At 73.4% G+C, this 17,104-nt stretch carries 16 protein-coding genes; 14 read left to right on the top strand and 2 right to left on the bottom strand.

What is annotated here, in order from left to right; genetic code table 11:
- Nucleotides 1–46 precede the first annotated feature (46 nt).
- Together ACFUJY_RS13900 and ACFUJY_RS13895 are read left to right on the top strand one after the other, a co-directional pair.
- Nucleotides 47–925, top strand: coding sequence for a helix-turn-helix domain-containing protein (locus tag ACFUJY_RS13900; protein WP_383298402.1), 879 nt, complete (start codon nucleotides 47–49; stop codon nucleotides 923–925).
- 277 nt (nucleotides 926–1,202) lie between these two features.
- Complete coding sequence (locus ACFUJY_RS13895) at nucleotides 1,203–1,541, top strand: chorismate mutase (protein ID WP_383298400.1); 339 nt, start codon at nucleotides 1,203–1,205, stop codon at nucleotides 1,539–1,541.
- 66 nt (nucleotides 1,542–1,607) lie between these two features.
- Here the strand turns inward: ACFUJY_RS13895 and ACFUJY_RS13890 are convergent, their stop codons facing one another.
- Nucleotides 1,608–3,044 (bottom strand): MFS transporter, encoded by a 1,437-nt coding sequence (locus ACFUJY_RS13890; RefSeq protein ID WP_383298398.1) that lies wholly within the window; start codon nucleotides 3,042–3,044, stop codon nucleotides 1,608–1,610.
- A 344-nt stretch (nucleotides 3,045–3,388) separates the two neighbouring features.
- Here ACFUJY_RS13890 and ACFUJY_RS13885 point away from each other — a divergent pair, with 344 nt between their 5' ends.
- The 11 genes from ACFUJY_RS13885 to ACFUJY_RS13835 all read left to right on the top strand — a co-directional run bounded on the left by ACFUJY_RS13885 (nucleotide 3,389) and on the right by ACFUJY_RS13835 (nucleotide 13,684).
- Nucleotides 3,389–4,873 (top strand): aldehyde dehydrogenase, encoded by a 1,485-nt coding sequence (locus tag ACFUJY_RS13885; protein WP_383298396.1) that lies wholly within the window; start codon nucleotides 3,389–3,391, stop codon nucleotides 4,871–4,873.
- 38 nt (nucleotides 4,874–4,911) lie between these two features.
- Nucleotides 4,912–5,877: a VOC family protein gene (locus ACFUJY_RS13880; protein ID WP_383298395.1), complete on the top strand. Its 966-nt coding sequence runs from the start codon at nucleotides 4,912–4,914 to the stop codon at nucleotides 5,875–5,877.
- Nucleotides 5,874–6,713, top strand: coding sequence for an aspartate dehydrogenase domain-containing protein (locus ACFUJY_RS13875; RefSeq protein WP_383298393.1), 840 nt, complete (start codon nucleotides 5,874–5,876; stop codon nucleotides 6,711–6,713). Before ACFUJY_RS13880 ends, ACFUJY_RS13875 begins: the two co-directional genes overlap by 4 nt.
- Nucleotides 6,710–7,498, top strand: a complete 789-nt coding sequence (locus ACFUJY_RS13870; RefSeq protein ID WP_383298391.1) for an alpha/beta fold hydrolase — start codon at nucleotides 6,710–6,712, stop codon at nucleotides 7,496–7,498. The genes ACFUJY_RS13875 and ACFUJY_RS13870 overlap by 4 nt, the downstream gene beginning before the upstream one ends.
- A gap of 39 nt (nucleotides 7,499–7,537) precedes the next feature.
- Nucleotides 7,538–8,059 carry a cupin domain-containing protein gene (locus ACFUJY_RS13865; protein WP_383298389.1) on the top strand — a complete coding sequence of 174 codons (522 nt, stop codon included), beginning with the start codon at nucleotides 7,538–7,540 and terminating at the stop codon, nucleotides 8,057–8,059.
- The gene (locus ACFUJY_RS13860) at nucleotides 8,059–8,817 is read left to right on the top strand and encodes an SDR family NAD(P)-dependent oxidoreductase (protein WP_383298387.1); all 759 of its coding nucleotides are present in this window, start codon (nucleotides 8,059–8,061) and stop codon (nucleotides 8,815–8,817) included. Before ACFUJY_RS13865 ends, ACFUJY_RS13860 begins: the two co-directional genes overlap by 1 nt.
- A gap of 132 nt (nucleotides 8,818–8,949) precedes the next feature.
- Nucleotides 8,950–9,735: an SDR family oxidoreductase gene (locus ACFUJY_RS13855; RefSeq protein ID WP_383298385.1), complete on the top strand. Its 786-nt coding sequence runs from the start codon at nucleotides 8,950–8,952 to the stop codon at nucleotides 9,733–9,735.
- A gap of 35 nt (nucleotides 9,736–9,770) precedes the next feature.
- Nucleotides 9,771–11,432 (top strand): thiamine pyrophosphate-binding protein, encoded by a 1,662-nt coding sequence (locus ACFUJY_RS13850; protein ID WP_383298383.1) that lies wholly within the window; start codon nucleotides 9,771–9,773, stop codon nucleotides 11,430–11,432.
- Complete coding sequence (locus ACFUJY_RS13845; RefSeq protein WP_383298382.1) at nucleotides 11,429–12,385, top strand: PDR/VanB family oxidoreductase; 957 nt, start codon at nucleotides 11,429–11,431, stop codon at nucleotides 12,383–12,385. Before ACFUJY_RS13850 ends, ACFUJY_RS13845 begins: the two co-directional genes overlap by 4 nt.
- A gap of 20 nt (nucleotides 12,386–12,405) precedes the next feature.
- Nucleotides 12,406–12,627, top strand: coding sequence for a recombinase-like helix-turn-helix domain-containing protein (locus ACFUJY_RS13840; RefSeq protein ID WP_164400303.1), 222 nt, complete (start codon nucleotides 12,406–12,408; stop codon nucleotides 12,625–12,627).
- A 7-nt stretch (nucleotides 12,628–12,634) separates the two neighbouring features.
- Nucleotides 12,635–13,684, top strand: coding sequence for a Rieske 2Fe-2S domain-containing protein (locus ACFUJY_RS13835; RefSeq protein WP_383298379.1), 1,050 nt, complete (start codon nucleotides 12,635–12,637; stop codon nucleotides 13,682–13,684).
- A gap of 36 nt (nucleotides 13,685–13,720) precedes the next feature.
- On the opposite strand, the gene ACFUJY_RS13830 is transcribed toward ACFUJY_RS13835, so the two are convergent.
- Nucleotides 13,721–14,233, bottom strand: coding sequence for a MarR family winged helix-turn-helix transcriptional regulator (locus ACFUJY_RS13830; RefSeq protein WP_164625695.1), 513 nt, complete (start codon nucleotides 14,231–14,233; stop codon nucleotides 13,721–13,723).
- A gap of 127 nt (nucleotides 14,234–14,360) precedes the next feature.
- On the opposite strand from ACFUJY_RS13830, the gene pepN reads away from it, so the two are divergent.
- Nucleotides 14,361–16,862 (top strand): aminopeptidase N, encoded by a 2,502-nt coding sequence (gene pepN, locus ACFUJY_RS13825; RefSeq protein WP_383298376.1) that lies wholly within the window; start codon nucleotides 14,361–14,363, stop codon nucleotides 16,860–16,862.
- The last annotated feature ends 242 nt before the right edge of the window (nucleotides 16,863–17,104 follow it).

The raw sequence follows: 17,104 nt of genomic DNA, 5'->3' as shown, positions 1-17,104 counted from the left end.
TTGGCTGTTTGGACGCGAGTTGCCCGGAGCGGGCGAGAGGGAGCCCATGTACCACACCTGGATGCGCTTCTTCACGCCCAGCCCGCTCCACCACCGCCTCGGCCTCGTCTGCCTCGGCGTCGGCCTCCAGCACGGCACCCTGCCGACCGTCGGGCCGCGCACCCTGGACCACCACGTGGCCGTCGTCGTCCACGCGGGCAGCGGCTGGTTCGCCGCGCCGGACGGGCGGCGGGTGCCGGTCACCGCGCCCAGCCTCATCTGGCTGACCCCGGGCACCCCGCACCACTACGGCGCCGACCCCGCGTCCGGCTGGGACGAGAGCTTCGTGGACTTCACCGGGCCCGCCACCGCCACGTACACCGAGCTCGGCTACATCGAGCCCGACCGCCCCCTGGTGCCGCTCGCGGACACCGCCGCCCCGCGCGCCGCGATCGGCCGGATGGTCCGGGCGGCCCGGCGCGGCAACCCGCTCCTGGAGGTCGAGACGGGGGCCGCCGTGCACGAACTCCTGGTCGCCCTGCGCCGGGCCCGCGCCGACGTCGGCCCCGACGGCGACCCGGTGCTCCAGGCGCTCGCCCGGGACGCCTTCCAGCCGCTGTCGGTCGCCGAGCACGCCGCCCGGCACGGGATGACCTCCGCCGAACTGCGGACGGCGGTGCGCCGGGGCGCCGGGTGCAGTCCGAAGGACTACCTCCTCACCATCCGGCTCGGTCGCGCGAAGGAGCTGCTCGCCACCAGCGACCTGCCGGTCGCGGCCGTCGCCCGCCGCGTCGGCTACGACGACCCGGCCTACTTCTCCCGCCTCTTCGCCCGACGCGTCGGCGTCGCCCCGGTCCGCTTCCGCGAACAGCAGGGCCGCACGGTGCCGGGCGGCTGGAGCGACCGCGTCCCGGACCCCGAACACCCGCCGACGATCACGTCGTAGCCCGTGTGCCCCGCCTCCTCCACGCGATCCAGGCGGCGACCAGCGAACACACCCTCGACCGCCCCGTAACCGATCGGCGTCCACGCGGTCCACGGACAGTCGTCCATACGGGCGGAGCGCGCACATCCCGCCAGGCACCGGGCGACCGCCCCGCCACCACCCCCTTCACAACCGTCCGGACGCCGCAACGGCCGCTCCGGTTGCGGCCGGGCCGGTCGCGTCCCGGACCCTGAACACCCGCCGGCGATCTCCTCGCAGCCCCGTAAGCTCGCTGCCCATGACCACGAACGACATCGACGCCTCCGTGCGCGTCGAACTCGACCGGCTGCGCCAGAGCATCGACAACATCGACGCCGCCGTCGTCCACATGCTGGCCGAACGCTTCAAGTGCACCCAGCAGGTCGGCCACCTCAAGGCCGCCCACCAGCTCCCCCCGGCCGACCCGGCCCGCGAGGCCCGCCAGATCGCCCGGCTCCGCGAGCTCGCGGAGAGCGCCCATCTCGACCCGGCCTTCGCCGAGAAGCTGCTCAACTTCATCGTCGCGGAGGTCATCCGCCACCACGAGCGCATCGCCGAGGAGTCCGCGAACGACGCGGAGGCGACCGGGGGGCGTTAAGGGCCTGCCCCGGCCGCCTCCGGTCGCCTGCGTCGTCTCCGGCCGCCTCCGCGTCCGGCTCCCGCGTCAGGGCGAGATCTCCTCCAGCGGCCGGTTCGCCGTCTCCTCCGCCAGGGTGCCGGCGACCACCGCGCCGAGCACCGCGACCGCGGCGAGCATCACGAAGACCGCGACGACGCTGTCGTTCGCCGCGTAGACGACGCCGACCAGGATCGGGCCGAGGATCACGCCCAGGCGGTTGACCGCGCCGCCGACGCTGCACCCGAGCGCCCGCATCCGGGTCGGGTAGAGCTCGGGGGTGTACAGGTACAGGCAGATGTTGGAGCCGAAGAAGCCGACCGCCGACAGCGAGGTCCAGATCAGCACCTGGACGGGGGAGCCGGCGCCCAGCGCGGCCAGGGTGAGCAGGAGGGCGGCCGAGGCGCCGAGGCAGATCGCGAAGACCTTGCGGCGGCCCAGGACGTCCACCGTGAGCGCGACGACCAGGCAGCCGAGCAGGCCGGCGACCGAGGTCACCGTGGAGTACAGCAGGGCGTCGGAGAGGCCGAGGCCGTACTCGTCCTTGTAGATGCTGGGCAGCCAGGACGTCACGCCGTAGTTCACGAAGTAGCCGGTGAACCAGATCGCGCCGACGACCAGGGTGCGGCGCCGGTAGCGGCCGGTGAACAGGCCGCGCAGGCCGGTCGCCGCCCGTTCCGCGTCGGTGGCCGCGGCGGACGGCTTCTCCGGAGCGCGAGGGGGGCCCGCGGCGCCCGGGGCCGGGAGCGGCCGGCCCGTCGCGGCGGCCACCTTCGCCTCGATCCCGGCCATCACCGCTTCCGCCTCCGCGAGCCGGCCCCGGTCCGCGAGCCAGCGCGGGGACTCCGGGACGCGGCGCTGCACGAGGAAGGCCAGCAGGCCGGGGATCGCGGCGACCGCGAACATCGTGCGCCAGCCCGCGGCCGGGACGACCCAGGCCGCGACCAGCGCGCCGACGGTGAGGCCCGCCGGGAAGACCAGCTCGTACAGCAGGACGAAGCGGCCCCGTTTGAAGCTGCGCGTGATCTCGCTGATGAAGGCCGCCGCCACCGGCACCTCGCCGCCGATCGCGAGCCCCTGCACGAAGCGGAGCGCCAGGAACGGGGTGAGCGAGGTGCAGGCGGTGAGGGCCAGGCTCACCAGGCCCGACAGGGCGATGCAGTACGCGATGACCTTCACCCGGCCGTAGCGGTCGGCCAGCCGCCCCGAGAGCAGGGCGCCGACGAGCATGCCGACCGAGCCGACGGTCAGGACGGCCGTGGCGTCGCCGGTGGACAGGTGCCACTCGTCGCGCAGTTCGGGCAGCGCGTAGGCGATCAGCAGCTGGTCGAACGCCTCGAAGAAGGTGACCACGCCCACGATCAGGCGGACGGTGACGTGCCAGCGGGAGGGCGGCAGCCGCTCGAACCGGGCCGCGATGGCGGTGCGGGTGGTACCGGCGGGCGAGGGGCCCGGCGCGGCGTCCTGTGAGATGTCGGTGCTCATCCAGGGTTCCTCCTGCTCCGCGGGGGCCCGGAGCGGTTGGGGGAGCCAGGTGTACGTGTTCGCAGAGGGCGCGGTGGGCCGAGCGTACGGGTGGGGGAGCGGTACGCGGCGCCCGTGGAGCGGTGACATCGCCCACGGACCTCTGTAAGCACCTAGCTTCTTAGGGCTTAAGTTCTATCGGTCCGGGGGTGGCGGCCGTCAAGGGCCGGGGAGCAAAAGACTTTTTGCCCGGGCTTTCCGTCCAGGGGGGCTTGCGGGCAATTACTTAAGTGCTTAGCTTTTAAGCCCTGAGGTACTGGCTCCGGCCGGACCGGAAACCGATCACGACCGCAGGAGGCCAACCGATGCTTGCCGACGAGGTGTTGGTCGCAGGACAGTGGCGCCAGGGCCGGGGCGCCCCCATCGAAACCGCCGACCCGGCCACCGGCCAGGTCATCGCCACCGTGCACGCCGCGTCCCTGGAGGACGTCGAGGAGGCCGCCGCCGCGGCCACCCGGGCCGCCCAGGACCCCGCCTGGCGCGAACTGCCCGCCCACCTCCGCGCCCGGCTGCTGCACCGCGTCGCCGACCTCGTCGAGCAGAGCGCCGACCGGCTCTCCGCCCTCCAGACCGCCGACACCGGCAAGTGCCGCACCGAGACCCGCGCCCTCGTGCTCAGCGCCGCCGGCACCTTCCGCTACACCGCCGCCGCCCTGGAGACCGCCGAGGACGCCCTCACCCCGGCCCGCGGCCCGTACGTCACGATGAGCGTCCACGAACCCATCGGCGTCGTCGGCGCGATCACCCCCTGGAACTCGCCGATCGCCAGCGACGCCCAGAAGCTCGCCCCCGCCCTCGCCGCCGGCAACGCCGTGCTCCTCAAGCCCGCCGAGTGGACCCCGCTCGTCGCCCTCGCGCTCGGCCGCCTCGTCCACCAGGCCCTCACCGAAGCCGGCCTGCCGACCGCCCTGCTCTCCGTCCTGCCGGGCCGCGGCAGCGTCATCGGCGACGCGATCGTCCGCCACCCCGCCGTCGGCAAGGTCACCTTCACCGGCGGCACGAAGACCGGCCGCACCCTCGCCCACGCCGCCGCCGACAAGCTGATCCCGGTCTCCCTCGAACTCGGCGGCAAGTCACCGACGATCGTGCTGGAGGACGCCGACCTCGAACAGGCCCTCGCCGGCGTCATGTACGGGATCTTCTCCTCCAGCGGCCAGAGCTGCATCGCCGGCTCCCGCCTCTTCGTGCACCGCTCCCGCTACGAGGAGTTCCTCGGCGAACTCGTCGCCCGCACCGAGAAACTGCGCGTCGGCCCCGGCACCGACCCGGACACCCAGGTCGCCCCGCTGGTCCACCACCGCCACCGCGACAGCGTCGCCGCCTACGTCGACCTGGCCCGCGCGGAGGGCGCCACCGTCCGGTGCGGGGGAGCGGCCCCCGACGGCGAGCGCCACCGGCACGGCGCCTACTACCTGCCCACCGTCCTGGACGGCCTGCCGAACACCGCCAGAACCTGCCAGGAGGAGATCTTCGGACCGGTCCTGGTCGCCCTGCCCTTCGAGGACGAGGACGACCTCGTCGCCCAGGCCAACGACAGCGTCTACGGGCTCGCCTGCGGCATCTGGACCCGCGACCACGCCCGCGCCTGGCGGCTCGCCCGCCGCATCGACGCCGGCACCGTCTGGATCAACACGTACAAGCAGTTCAGCATCTCCACCCCGTTCGGCGGGCTGAAGGACAGCGGCATCGGCACCGAGAAGGGCCGCGACCTCATCCGCGGCTACCAACGGCAGAAGTCCCTCTACTGGGCCACCGACACCACCCCGCTGCCCTGGGCCGCCGCCCACTGACACCGCACGCGCCCCACCCACCCGAGCGGGAGGACACCATGCCCCACGACCACCCCCACGACCGGCCGATAGCCCGGCTCCGCGCCCTGCGCTCCGTCGAACTCCACACGCCCGCCCTCACCGAGTCCGCCGACTTCTACGCCGAGGTCTGGGGCCTGGAAACCGTCGAACGCGACACCGACGCCACCTGGCTGCGCGGCACCGGCGAGGAGCACCACGTCCTGCACCTCACCCGCGCCCCGCGCAACGGCCTCGGCCGCATCAGCTTCGCCGTCGCCACCCCCGCCGAGATCGACGAGGCCGCCCGCCGCCTCCTCGCCAGGGGCATCGTCCCCGCCGCCGGACCCGGCCCCCTCGACCAGGTCGGCGGCGGCTACGGACTCCGCTTCACCGACCCCGAGGGCCGGCTGATCGAACTCAGCGCCCAGACCCACGCCGTCACCCCGCGCGGCCGGGACGGCGCCGTCCCCGTCGGTGTCACCCACACCGTCCTCAACACCACGGACATCGACGCCGCCGTCGCCTTCTACACCTCCGTGCTCGGACTGCGCGTCTCCGACTGGTCCGAGCACCAGATGGCCTTCCTGCGCTGCAACGCCGACCACCACTGCATCGCCTTCAACCAGGCCGAGTGGACCTCCCTCAACCACGTCGCCTACGAGATGCCGTCCGTCGACCACTTCATGCGCGGCCTCGGCCGGCTCCGCCACCACGGCATCACCCCCCAATGGGGGCCCGGCCGGCACGGACCCGGCAACAACACCTTCTCCTACTTCACCGACCCGGCCGGACTCGTCTGCGAGTACACCTCCGAGGTCGCCCAGATCGTCGAGGACGCCTGGATCGCCAGGGTCTGGCGCCGCAGCCCCGACCTCTCCGACCTCTGGGGCACCGCCGGACCCCCCTCACCCGGCATCCGCCGCCACATGGCCGGCACCCCCGACCCCGGACCCCTCGCCACCGCACCGGAACTCGCCACCGCACCGGAAGAGGTCACCGCATGACCGCCGTCCTCACCCCCCGCCCGGACACCCCCGCCCGCCCCGGCCCCACCGTGCGCCGCGTCGCCCTCGTCGGCTGGGGCGCCATCGGACGCGTCGTCGGCACCGCCCTCGCCGAGGGCCGCGTCCCCGGCGCCGAACTCACCTGCGTCATCGACAACCGGCCCCTCGTGGACGCCCCCGCACCCCAGCTCTCCTTCGAGGACGCCCTCGCCGTCTGCGACCTCGTCGTCGAAGCGGCCGGCCAGGCCGTCGTACGGGAATGGGCCGAGCGCGTCCTCACCAGCGGCGCCGACCTGCTCATCGCCTCCACCGGCGCACTCGTCGACCCCGGCCTCACCGCCCGCCTGCGCACCGCCGGACCCGGCCGCGTCTACTTCACCGGCGGCGCCGTCGGCGGCCTCGACCTCCTCCAGGCCGTCCGCGGACTCGGCCCCCTCACCTCCGTCACCCTCACCACCACCAAGCTCCCCGCCACCCTCCACCAGCCCTGGATGGACGACGAGCTGACGGCCCGGCTCCGCACCACCACCGAACCCGTCGAGGTCATGCGCGGCACCGCCCGGGACGTCCCGGTGAAGTTCCCCAAGTCGACCAACGTCGCCGCCTCCGTCGCCCTCGCCACCGGCGACCCGGACCTCGTCGAGGTCGTCGTCGTCGCCGACCCGGACGCCACCCTCACCCGGCACGTCATCGAGGCGGCGGGCCCGCACGGCAACTACCGCTTCGAGGTCGCCCACCGCCCCGACGCCGCCAACCCCGCCACCAGCCAGGTCGTCCCGCACGCCGTGCTCCGCAGCCTCGGCGCCGTCGTCGGACGGGCGGGACAGATCCTGTGACCGCCGCGAAGGTCCACACCCGCGAAGCCGGCGACCCGGACGCCCCGCTCCTGCTCTGCCTGCACGGCATCGGCTCCTCCTCCGCCGCCTTCACCCCCCAGCTCGACGGCCTCGCCGACCAGGTACGGGTCGTCGCCTGGGACGCCCCCGGCTACGCGGACTCCGCCGACCCCGGCCACGCCCCCGGCCTCGACGGCTACGCGGACACCGCCGCCGCCCTCATCCGCGAGCGCGGCGGACCCGCCCACGTCCTCGGCGTCTCCTGGGGCGGCGTCATCGCCCTGCGCCTCGCCACCCGCCACCCGGAGCTCGTCGCCTCCCTGATCGTCGCCGACTCCAGCCGGGGCTCCGGCACCCACCCGGACAAGGCCGAGGCCATGCGCGCCCGGGCCGCACAGCTCGCCGCCGAAGGCCCCGAGGCGTTCGCCGCCGCCCGCGGACCCCGCCTCGTCTCGGAAGGCGCACCCCGCGACCTCGTCGCCCGCGTCGTCGCCACCATGGCCGCCTCCGTCCGCGGCCCCGGCTACGGCTACGCCGCCGAGGCCATGGCCGGCGCCGACCTCACCGACGACCTCCCCGCCATCACCGCCCCGGCCCTCGTGCTCTGCGGCGAACAGGACACGGTCACCGGCACCGCCGAATCCCAGGCCATCGCCGGAGGACTGGAGAAATCCGTCTACGTCACCCTGTCCGGCGCCGGACACCTCGCCAACCAGGAACGCCCCGAGGCGTTCAACGCCTGGGTCCGCGCCCACCTCCACGTCGTCGCCCGCGTACCCGCGTAACGACGCCCCCACCCACCCCGACCCACCGAGGAGCAACCCGTGCCCATCGACAAGACCCCCTACGAGAACAACGGCGACCTCGCGAAGTTCACCGACTCCCTCATCGTTACCAAGGACTCCCGCGAACCCGACTGGGACACCCTCTCCTTCCAGGAGAAGGCCGGCGCCCAGTACCGCCGCGCCCAGATCCGGTACGTCGGCTCCGGCGCCACCGGCAACCACGAGAACGACAACCGCATCCTGCCCTCGGGCGGCTTCACCCTCTCCAACATGCTGCTCCCGCCGGGCGCCGAGGGCCCCGAACACACCCACCACGACGTGGAGGAGGCGTTCTTCGTCCTGGAGGGGCAGGTCAGGGTCGGCATCCACCGCGGCGCCGACGAGACCGAGTACCGCACCCTCGGCTACCGGGACATGATCGTCGTCCCCGCCGGAGTGGCCCGCTCCCTGAAGAACGAGGGCGACACCGACGCCCTGTTCTGCGTCATCATCGGCACGCGGAAGCCGCAGGTCCCGACCTACCCCGAGCACTCGCCGATGCACGGCGTCACCCGCGACTGATGGCCGCCGACGACACCCCCCGCACGGTCGTCGTCACCGGCGCCGGCCGCGGCCTCGGACTGGCCGCGGCCCGCCGGATCGGCGGCGACGGACACCGCGTGATCATCGCCGAACTGGACGAGACCACCGGCCGGCAGGCGGCCGAGCAGCTGCGCGCCGACGGCATCACCGCGGATTACCACCCGCTCGACGTCGCCGACCCGCACTCCGTCGCCGCCCTCGCCGACACCCTCGCCGGCGACGGCAGCCGGCTGTACGGACTGGTCAACAACGCCGGACTGGCCAACGCGGTCGGCGGCAAGCCGTTCCACGAGATCGACGTCGAGGCGTGGGACCGCATCATGACGGTCAACGCGCGCGGACCCTGGCTCGTCGCCCGCGCCCTCCTCCCGCTCATGCGGGCCCACGGCGCCGGACGCATCGTCAACCTCGCCTCGGACGCCGCGCTCTACGGCTCACCCCGGCTCGCCCACTACATCGCGTCCAAGGGCGCCGTGATCTCCCTGACCCGGGCGATGGCCCGGGAGACGGGCGACCTCGGCATCACCGTCAACGCGGTGGCGCCCGGCCTCACGGAAGGAGAGTCCGCCGTGGACATCCCCGCCGAACGCCACGAGCTGTACCGGCTGAACCGGGCGATCTCCCGCCCCCAGCAACCGTCCGACCTGGTCGGCCTCATCGCCTTCCTCATCGGCGAGGAATCCGGCTACATCACCGGCCAGACATTCGCCGTGAACGGCGGCTTCACGATGCAGTGACCAGCGAAGGCCCGTCCGGCGATCCAGGGCACCGCAGTGCCGGCCCGTCCCGCGATCGGGACACCACCCGCACCGGCACCCCGGTGCCCCCGCGGAGCGCCCCGCACCCCCACCCGAAAGGAGCCCGCCCCCATGGACCTCCACCTCGAAGGCACCAGAATCCTCGTCACCGGCGGCAGCTCCGGCGTCGGCCTCGCCACGGTCCGCGCACTCCTCGCGGAGGGCGCCCGCGTCGCCACCTGCGGCCGCCGCCCCGACGCCCTCGCCGCCGCCCTCGACGGCCTCGCCGGACCCGACAGGCTCTACCACGCCCCCTGCGACGTCACCGACGAGGCCGCCGTCCGCGCCTTCACCGACGCCGCCGCCGACCACCTCGGCGGACTCGACGGCCTCGTCAACAACGCCGGCGCCTCCCGGATGAAGCCCTTCGCCGAAACCACCGCCGCCGACTGGCGCGAGGAGCTGGAGCTCAAGTTCTTCGGCGTCCTCAACCCGCTGCACGCCGCCCTGCCCCACCTCCGCGCCTCCGCCGCCGCCTCCGTCGTCAACATCAACGCCGTCCTCGCCAAACAGCCCGAGACCCGGCTGATGACCACCAGCGCCGCCCGCGCCGGCATCCTCAACCTCTCCACCTCCCTGTCCAAGGAACTGGCCCCCGACGGCATCCGCGTCAACTCCGTCTGCCTCGGCCTCATCGACACCGGGCAGTGGGAACGCCGGTACGCCGCCTCCGGCAGTCCGCTGGACTACCCCGCCTGGCAGGCCGGACTGGCCGCCGACCGAGGCATCGCCCTCGGCCGCCTGGGCAACGCCGACGAAGTCGCGTACGCCGTCACCGCCCTGCTCTCACCGCGCGCCTCGTACATCACCGGCACCACCGTCGACGTCTGCGGCGGCGTCAACCGCGCCGTCGCGTAACCCCCCATCCGCCACCCCCATCAGGAGCACCCGACATGACCCGACCCAACGGCGGCGACCTGCTCGTCGAGACGCTACGAGGACTGGGCGTCGACACGGTGTTCGGCATCGTCAGCGTGCACAACCTGCCGCTCGTCGAAGCCGTCGACCGCGACCTGCGCTTCGTCCCCGTCCGCCACGAGGCCGCCGCGGTCAACGCCGCCGACGGCTACGCCCGCGCCACCGGCAACCTGGGCTGCGCCCTCACCAGCACCGGAACGGGAGCGGGCAACGCGGCCGGCTCCCTCATCGAATCCCTCAGCTCCGGCACCCCCGTCCTCCACATCACCGGGCAGATCGACAGCGCGTACCTCGGCTCCGGGCGCGGCTTCATCCACGAGACCAAGGACCAGCTCGGCATGCTCCGCGCGGTCTCCGCGCACGCCGTCACCGTCACCGACGCCGAGAGCGCCGGCGACCTCCTGCGCGAGGCCGCCGCCCGCGCCCTCACCGCCCCGCACGGCCCGGTCAGCGTCGAATGGCCCATCGACCTCCAGTTCGCCCCCCAACGGCTCACCGGCACCCCCGTCCCCGCACCCGCCACCCCGGCCCTGCCCGACGCGGAGCTCCTCGACCGGGCGGCCGCCCTGCTGTCCGCCGCCCGCCGCCCCCTGCTCTGGGCCGGCGGCGGCGCCCACACCGCCCGCCCCGAGGTCGCGGCCCTCCTCGACGCCCTGGACGCCGGACTCGTCACCTCCAACTCCGGCCGGGGCGCCGTGCCCGAGTCCGACGAGCGCGTCCTCGGCAACTACGCCACCGCCCCGGCCGGCCGCGCCCTGCTCGCCGAAGCCGACGTACTGCTCACCATCGGCACCCACTTCCGGTCCAACGAGACCGCCGACTACCGCCTCAGGCTCCCCGCCACACACATCCAGATCGACCTGGACCCCGCCGCCCCCGGCCGCGTGTACCCGGCGACCGTCGCCCTCACCGGCGACGCCTCCGCCGTCCTCGCCGCCCTCCTCGGCCGCGTCACCAGCGGCGGCACGGAGCCGGGCTGGCCCGGCCGCGTACGCGAGGCCCGCACCGCCGCCCGTGCCGCGCAGCGCCACGCCATCGGCCCGCAGGCAGCGATCAACGACGCGATACGCGACGCCTGCCCGCCCGGGTCGGTCATCGCCCGGGACGTCACCATCCCGTCCTCCACCTGGGGAAACCGGCTCCTGGAGATCACCGAACCGGCCACCAACGTCTTCCCGCGCGGCGGCGGCATCGGGCAAGGGCTCGCCATGGGCATTGGCGCCGCACTCGGCCGCCCCCACACCCCCACCGTCGTCATCGCCGGCGACGGCGGCCTCGCCGTCCACCTCGGCGAACTCCTCACCCTCGCCCAGGAGAAGCCCGACCTCACCCTCCTCGTCTTCAACGACGGCGGCTACGGCGTCCTGCGCAACATGCAGGACCGCCACTTCCCCCGCCGCTCCGGCGTCGACCTCGTCACCCCCGACTTCGCCCTGCTCGCCGCCGCCACCGGCATCCCGTACGCCCGGATCGCCACCGAGGCCGACGCCGGACCCGTCATCAAGGAAGCCACCGCGACCCCCGGCCCCACCCTCGTGGAGATCGACCTCACCGCACTCGGCCCCATGAACACCCCGTTCACCCCGCCCGTCGAAATCCCCACCACCACCCCCGCAGAAGGAGGCGACCCGTCATGACACCCGCCGAGGAACCCCGGCTCGACCTGCTCGTCCACCGCATGACGTGGGAGGCCGACGGAGTCCTGAGCATCGAACTCACCCACCCCGACGGCCGGCCCCTCCCCGCCTGGCGGCCCGGCGCCCACATCGACGTCCACACCGGCGGCCACGTCCGCCAGTACTCGCTGTGCTCCGACCCCGACGACACCACCCGCTGGCGCATCGGCGTCCTGCGCGAACCCGCCTCCCGCGGCGGCTCCGCCCACATCCACAGCGAACTCCGCCCCGGCCGCACCGTCCACGTCCAGGGCCCCCGCAACCACTTCGCGCTCGACCCCGACGCCCCCGGCTACCTCTTCGTCGCCGGCGGCATCGGGATCACCCCGCTCCTCGCCATGGCCCGCGAGGCCGCCCGCACCCGCACCCCCTGGCGGCTCGTCCACGGCGGGCGCACCCGCGCCTCCATGGCCTTCACCGCCGAACTCACCGCCCTCGCCGGACAGCCCGGCGGCAGCGTCGAGTTCATCCCCCAGGACGAACAGGGCCACCCCGACCTCGACACCCTGCTGGGCGGCCTCGAACCCGGCACCCAGGTCTACTGCTGCGGCCCCGAACCCCTGCTCGCCGCCGTCGAGGAACGCTGCCCCGACGCCCGTACCGAACGCTTCGCCGCACCCGCCGCCGCACCCCGCGACGGCGCGGACACCGGCTTCGACATCGTCTGCTCCCGCACCGGCCGCACCGTCGAGGTCACCCCCGGCACCTCCGCGCTCGACGCCCTGGAGAACGCCGGCGTCCCCGTCGCCTCCTCCTGCCGCGACGGCATCTGCGGCACCTGCGAGACCAAGGTCCTCGAAGGCACCCCCGACCACCGCGACTTCCTCCTCAGCGAAGACGAACGCGCGGCCGGCGCCTCGATGATGCTCTGCGTCTCCCGCTCCCGCACCCCCCGCCTCGTACTCGACCTCTGAACCGCCCGAAGGGAGCCGACATGACCGGCCCGCAGTACCTCGAACCGCACCAGGCCCGCACCGCCGAGCCCACCCCGTACGAGAAGAAGCTCGCCGCCGTGATCGAGGAGGTCTTCGGCGGCGGCGCACACGACCTCCCCGGACTCGTCGCCGGACTCAACGCCCGCGACCTGCCCGCACCCGACGGCAGCCCCTGGACCGAGGACACCTTCCGCACCGAGATGCGACGACTGGGAGCGTGAGACAGCCATGACCACCGCCACCACCCCGACCCGCCCCTCCGAGGTCGCCCGCCCCGGCGACCGCACCGCCGACCGCCTCTTCGCCACCGGCATCCGCAACCAGTGGTACGCCGTCTGCCCCTCGGACTTCGTGCCCGCCGGCGGCATGAAACGGCTCACCCTCCTCGGCGAGGAATGGCTCCTCTTCCGCCGCGCCGACGGCACCCTCCACATGCTGGAGGACCGCTGCCCCCACCGCGGCGCCCGCCTCTCCCTCGGCAAACACCTCGGCGACCGCATCGCCTGCTGGTACCACGGCGTCCAGGTCGACGGCACCGGCACCGTCGCCGCCGTCCCCGGCCTCCCCGGCTGCAACCTGGAGGGCAAACAGCTCGTCGCCGCCCCCCACCTCATCGAGACCGGCGGCGCGGTCCTCGCCTACTTCGGCGACCACGCCCACGCCGAACCCGTCCCGCTCACCCTGCCCGAACCCCTCACCGACCCCGGCACCTCGGCGTTCCTCTGCTACGCCGAGTGGAACGTCAACTGGCGCTACGCCGTCGAGAACCTGCTCGACCCCATGCACGGCTCGTTCCTCCACCGCGACTCGCACAGCATGGCCGAAGGCCAGACCACCGCCCGCTTCCGCATCCGCGAGACCGAACGCGGCTTCTTCTTCGAGAAGACCGACCAGAGCGGCGTCAACTTCGACTGGGTCGAGCTCTGCCGCACCGGCGTCGACTGGGTCGACCTCACCATCCCCTACCCGCCGACCGCAGGACCCGGCGGACCCTTCGGCATCGTCGGCATGGCCACCCCCATCGACGAGGACCGCTGCGCCGTCTTCTTCTGGCGCTACCGCAAGGTCACCGGCTGGCAGCGCGACACCTGGCGCTTCCTGTACAAGACGCTCCTGGAGGACCGCCACTGGGAGGTCCTCGAACAGGACCGCGTCATGCTGGAGGACCTGCGCGCCGACGCCGACCAGGCGGAGAACCTCTACCAGCACGACCTGGGCGTCGTCCGGGTCCGCCGCATGTACCGCACGGAGGCGGAGTCCCAGGCGGCGACGGCCTGACCCGCCGCGCACCGGGGTCGAGCGGCCCCGGTGCGCCTACTCCCCGCCCTCCGCCGAGAGCACCGACCGCTCCAGCTTCCCCAGCAACCGCGCGAGCTCCACGCACTCCGCCTCCGACAGCCCCGCCAGCATCCGCCGCTCGTTCTCCAGATGCTCCGAGAACAGCGCGTCGATCAGCGAAAGACCCTCGTCCGTCAGCCGCGAGTGCACCACCCTCCGGTCCTGCGGATCACGCTCCCGCCGGATCAGCCCGTCCTTCTCCAGCCGGTCTATCCGCAGCGTCACCCCCGCCGAGCTGATCAGCCCGGAATCCGCCAGCTCACCCGCCGTCCGCCGGAACGGCGCCCCCGCCCTGCGCAACGCCGTCAGCACGTCGAAGCCGGCCATCGACAGACCCTTGCGCTCCACCGGGCGCGAAATCGCCGTGCTGTACCGCAGGAACGCCCGGTGCAGCCGGCCGAAGACCTCCAGCGGAGCCGTGTCCAGCTCCGGCCGCTCCCGCCGCCAGTCCGCCACGATCGACGCCACCGCGTCCGCCCGCTCCGCCATCCCGGCCACACCTCCGCGCAGGTACACAATGGGGTAAGAATCTTAGCGCTCAAAGGATCGCCGGGCGGCCCCCCGCCCCACCGGAACCCGCCTGCGCGCCGCCCGGCCGATACGGCAGCATGTCCCCATGTCCGTACTGACGCGCGATGAAGCGCAGGCCCGAGCCCAGATCCTCGACGTACAGCGATACACGATCGAACTCGATCTCACCGCGGGGGAGGAGACCTTCGACTCCCGTACCGCGATCGAGTTCACCGCCCGCACGGCCGGTGACACCTTCATCGAGCTCAAGCCCGCCACCCTGCGCTCGATCAGCCTCGACGGGCAGCCGCTGGACCCCGCGCACCTCACCGAGAACCGGTACCCCCTCACCGGCCTCACCGAAGGAACGCACGAGATCCACGTCGACGCCGCCATGCGCTACTCCCGCACCGGCGAAGGCATGCACCGCTTCACCGACCCCAGCGACAACGAGACATACGTTTACACCCAGCTCTTCATGGAGGACGTCCAGCGCGTCTTCGCCGCCTTCGACCAGCCCGACCTCAAATCGGTCTTCGCCCTCACCGTCACCGCCCCCGAAGGCTGGACCGTCCTCGGCAACGGCGTCACCGAGCACACCGGCGACGGCCGCTGGACCATCGCCCCCACCCCGCCGCTCTCCACCTACCTCGTCGCCGTCGCCGCCGGCCCCTGGCACTCCGTGACCACCGAACACGCCGGACTGCCCTTCGGCATCCACTGCCGCCGCTCCCTCGCCCCCCACCTCGACGCCGACGCCGACGAGATCCTCGACATCACCCGGGCCTGCTTCGACCGGTTCCAGGAGAAGTTCACCGAGCCGTACCCCTTCGACTCGTACGACCAGGCGTTCGTCCCCGAGTTCAACGCCGGCGCCATGGAGAACCCCGGACTCGTCACCTTCCGCGACGAATTCATCTACCGCTCCGCCGTCACCGACACCGAACGCCAGACCCGCGGCATGGTCATCGCCCACGAGATGGCCCACATGTGGTTCGGCGACCTCGTCACCCTCGCCTGGTGGGACGACATCTGGCTCAACGAGTCCTTCGCCGAGTACATGGGCTACCAGACCCTGGCCGAAGCCACGCGGTTCACCGATACCTGGGTCGACTTCGGCGTCGCCCGCAAGGGCTGGGGATACGACGCCGACCAGCGCCCCTCCACCCACCCCGTCGCCCCCGACCCCGCCGACGTCCCCGACACCGCCTCCGCGCTCCTCAACTTCGACGGCATCTCCTACGCCAAGGGCGCCTCCGCCCTCCGCCAGCTCGTCGCCTGGCTCGGCGAGAAGGACTTCCTCGCCGGCATCAACACCCACTTCGCCCGCCACAAGTTCGGCAACGCCACCCTCGCCGACTTCATCGACAACCTCGCCTCCGCCACCGACCGGGACGTCCACGCCTGGGCCGACCGGTGGCTCCGTACCACCGGCGTCGACACCCTCGCCGCACACACCACCGAAACCGACACCACCTGGTCGCTCACCATCGACCACCGGGGCACCCGCCCCCACCGCATCAGCGTCGGCGCCTACGACCACAGCCTCGACACCCAGCACGGCCCCACCCCCCTCGTCCTGCGCGAACGCTTCGACGCCGGCATCCCCGAGGAAGCCCCCGTCACCCGCCCCGGCCGCCGCCCCGCCCTCGTCGTCCTCAACGACGAAGACCTCACCTACGCCAAGATCCGGCTCGACCCGCACTCCTGGAACACCGTCCTGGACAGCCTCTCCGGCATCCCCGACCCCCTCACCCGCGCCGTCGTCTGGAACGCCGCCCGCGACATGGTCCGCGACGGCGAACTCGCCCCCAGCACCTACCTCGAAGCCGCCCGCGCCCACCTCCCGTACGAGACCGACCTCGCCCTCCTCCAAGGCGTCCTCGCCTTCGCCGACACCCACGTCGCCGGCCGCTACACCGCCCCCGAGGACCGGCCCGCCGCCCTCACCACCCTCACCGCCCTCTGCCGCGACCTCATCCGCCGCACCGAGGACGGCACCCACCCCGGCCTGCGCCTCACCGCCGTACGCCACCTCATCGACGCCGCCACCCAGCCCGACACCATCCAGGGCTGGCTCGCCGACGACACCGTCCCCGGCGGACCCGAACTCGACCCCGAACTGCGCTGGCGCATCCTCACCCGCCTCGCCGTCCTCGGCGCCACCGACGAGACCGCCATCGACGCCGCCCTGGAGGACGACCCCAGCGCCACCGGCCAGGAAGGCGCCGCCCGCTGCCGCGCCGCCCTGCCCACCCCCGAGGCCAAGGCCGCCGCCTGGAACGCGATGTTCCACGACGACAGCCTCTCCAACTACCTCTTCACCGCCACCGCCCAAGGCTTCTGGCAACCCGAACAGACCGACCTCGTACGCGCATACGTGCCCCGCTTCTACCCCGAAGCCGCCCAGCTCGCCGCCCGCCGGGGCCCCGCCATCGCCGAAGCCGCCGGACGCTACGCCTTCCCCGTCCACGCCGTCGACGCCGACAGCCTCCGCACCGGCGAGGAAGCCCTCGACGACCCGGCCCTCATCCCGGCCCTCCGCCGCAAACTCACCGACCAGATCGACGACCTGCGCCGCGCCCTGAACGTACGCGACGCCCACTGACCCCACCCGCACCACCCGTGCCCGGCCCACCCCGCACCACCGGGGCGCGCCGGGCACACCCATACCAGCCCCACCCCCGCCGACGCGCCCCCACCCGCACCCCGCCACCCTTTCGAGTTCAGATCACCAGGCAACCCGGCCGCGCCCCCCGAAACCCGGACAAGCTGGAACGCACACCCATGGCCGCGTCCGGAAAGCCCCGCCTCGCCCGCCGGGCGTACGACGGGACTCTCCGGACACGA

Source organism: Streptomyces sp. NPDC057249, from assembly GCF_042669245.1.
Lineage (GTDB): Bacteria > Actinomycetota > Actinomycetes > Streptomycetales > Streptomycetaceae > Streptomyces.
The sequence above is the reverse complement of the archived record's forward strand: the minus strand, read 5'-3'. Positions and strand labels throughout refer to the sequence as shown.

Bases quoted from the DNA above. Each gene is read 5' to 3' on its own strand.
- ACFUJY_RS13900 (WP_383298402.1), top strand. From the start codon at position 47: ATGTACCACACCTGGATGCGCTTCTTCACGCCCAGCCCGCTCCACCAC.
- ACFUJY_RS13895 (WP_383298400.1), top strand. From the start codon at position 1,203: ATGACCACGAACGACATCGACGCCTCCGTGCGCGTCGAACTCGACCGG.
- ACFUJY_RS13890 (WP_383298398.1), bottom strand. From the start codon at position 3,044: ATGAGCACCGACATCTCACAGGACGCCGCGCCGGGCCCCTCGCCCGCC.
- ACFUJY_RS13885 (WP_383298396.1), top strand. From the start codon at position 3,389: ATGCTTGCCGACGAGGTGTTGGTCGCAGGACAGTGGCGCCAGGGCCGG.
- ACFUJY_RS13880 (WP_383298395.1), top strand. From the start codon at position 4,912: ATGCCCCACGACCACCCCCACGACCGGCCGATAGCCCGGCTCCGCGCC.
- ACFUJY_RS13875 (WP_383298393.1), top strand. From the start codon at position 5,874: ATGACCGCCGTCCTCACCCCCCGCCCGGACACCCCCGCCCGCCCCGGC.
- ACFUJY_RS13860 (WP_383298387.1), top strand. From the start codon at position 8,059: ATGGCCGCCGACGACACCCCCCGCACGGTCGTCGTCACCGGCGCCGGC.
- ACFUJY_RS13855 (WP_383298385.1), top strand. From the start codon at position 8,950: ATGGACCTCCACCTCGAAGGCACCAGAATCCTCGTCACCGGCGGCAGC.
- ACFUJY_RS13850 (WP_383298383.1), top strand. From the start codon at position 9,771: ATGACCCGACCCAACGGCGGCGACCTGCTCGTCGAGACGCTACGAGGA.
- ACFUJY_RS13845 (WP_383298382.1), top strand. From the start codon at position 11,429: ATGACACCCGCCGAGGAACCCCGGCTCGACCTGCTCGTCCACCGCATG.
- ACFUJY_RS13840 (WP_164400303.1), top strand. From the start codon at position 12,406: ATGACCGGCCCGCAGTACCTCGAACCGCACCAGGCCCGCACCGCCGAG.
- ACFUJY_RS13835 (WP_383298379.1), top strand. From the start codon at position 12,635: ATGACCACCGCCACCACCCCGACCCGCCCCTCCGAGGTCGCCCGCCCC.
- ACFUJY_RS13830 (WP_164625695.1), bottom strand. From the start codon at position 14,233: ATGGCGGAGCGGGCGGACGCGGTGGCGTCGATCGTGGCGGACTGGCGG.
- pepN (WP_383298376.1), top strand. From the start codon at position 14,361: ATGTCCGTACTGACGCGCGATGAAGCGCAGGCCCGAGCCCAGATCCTC.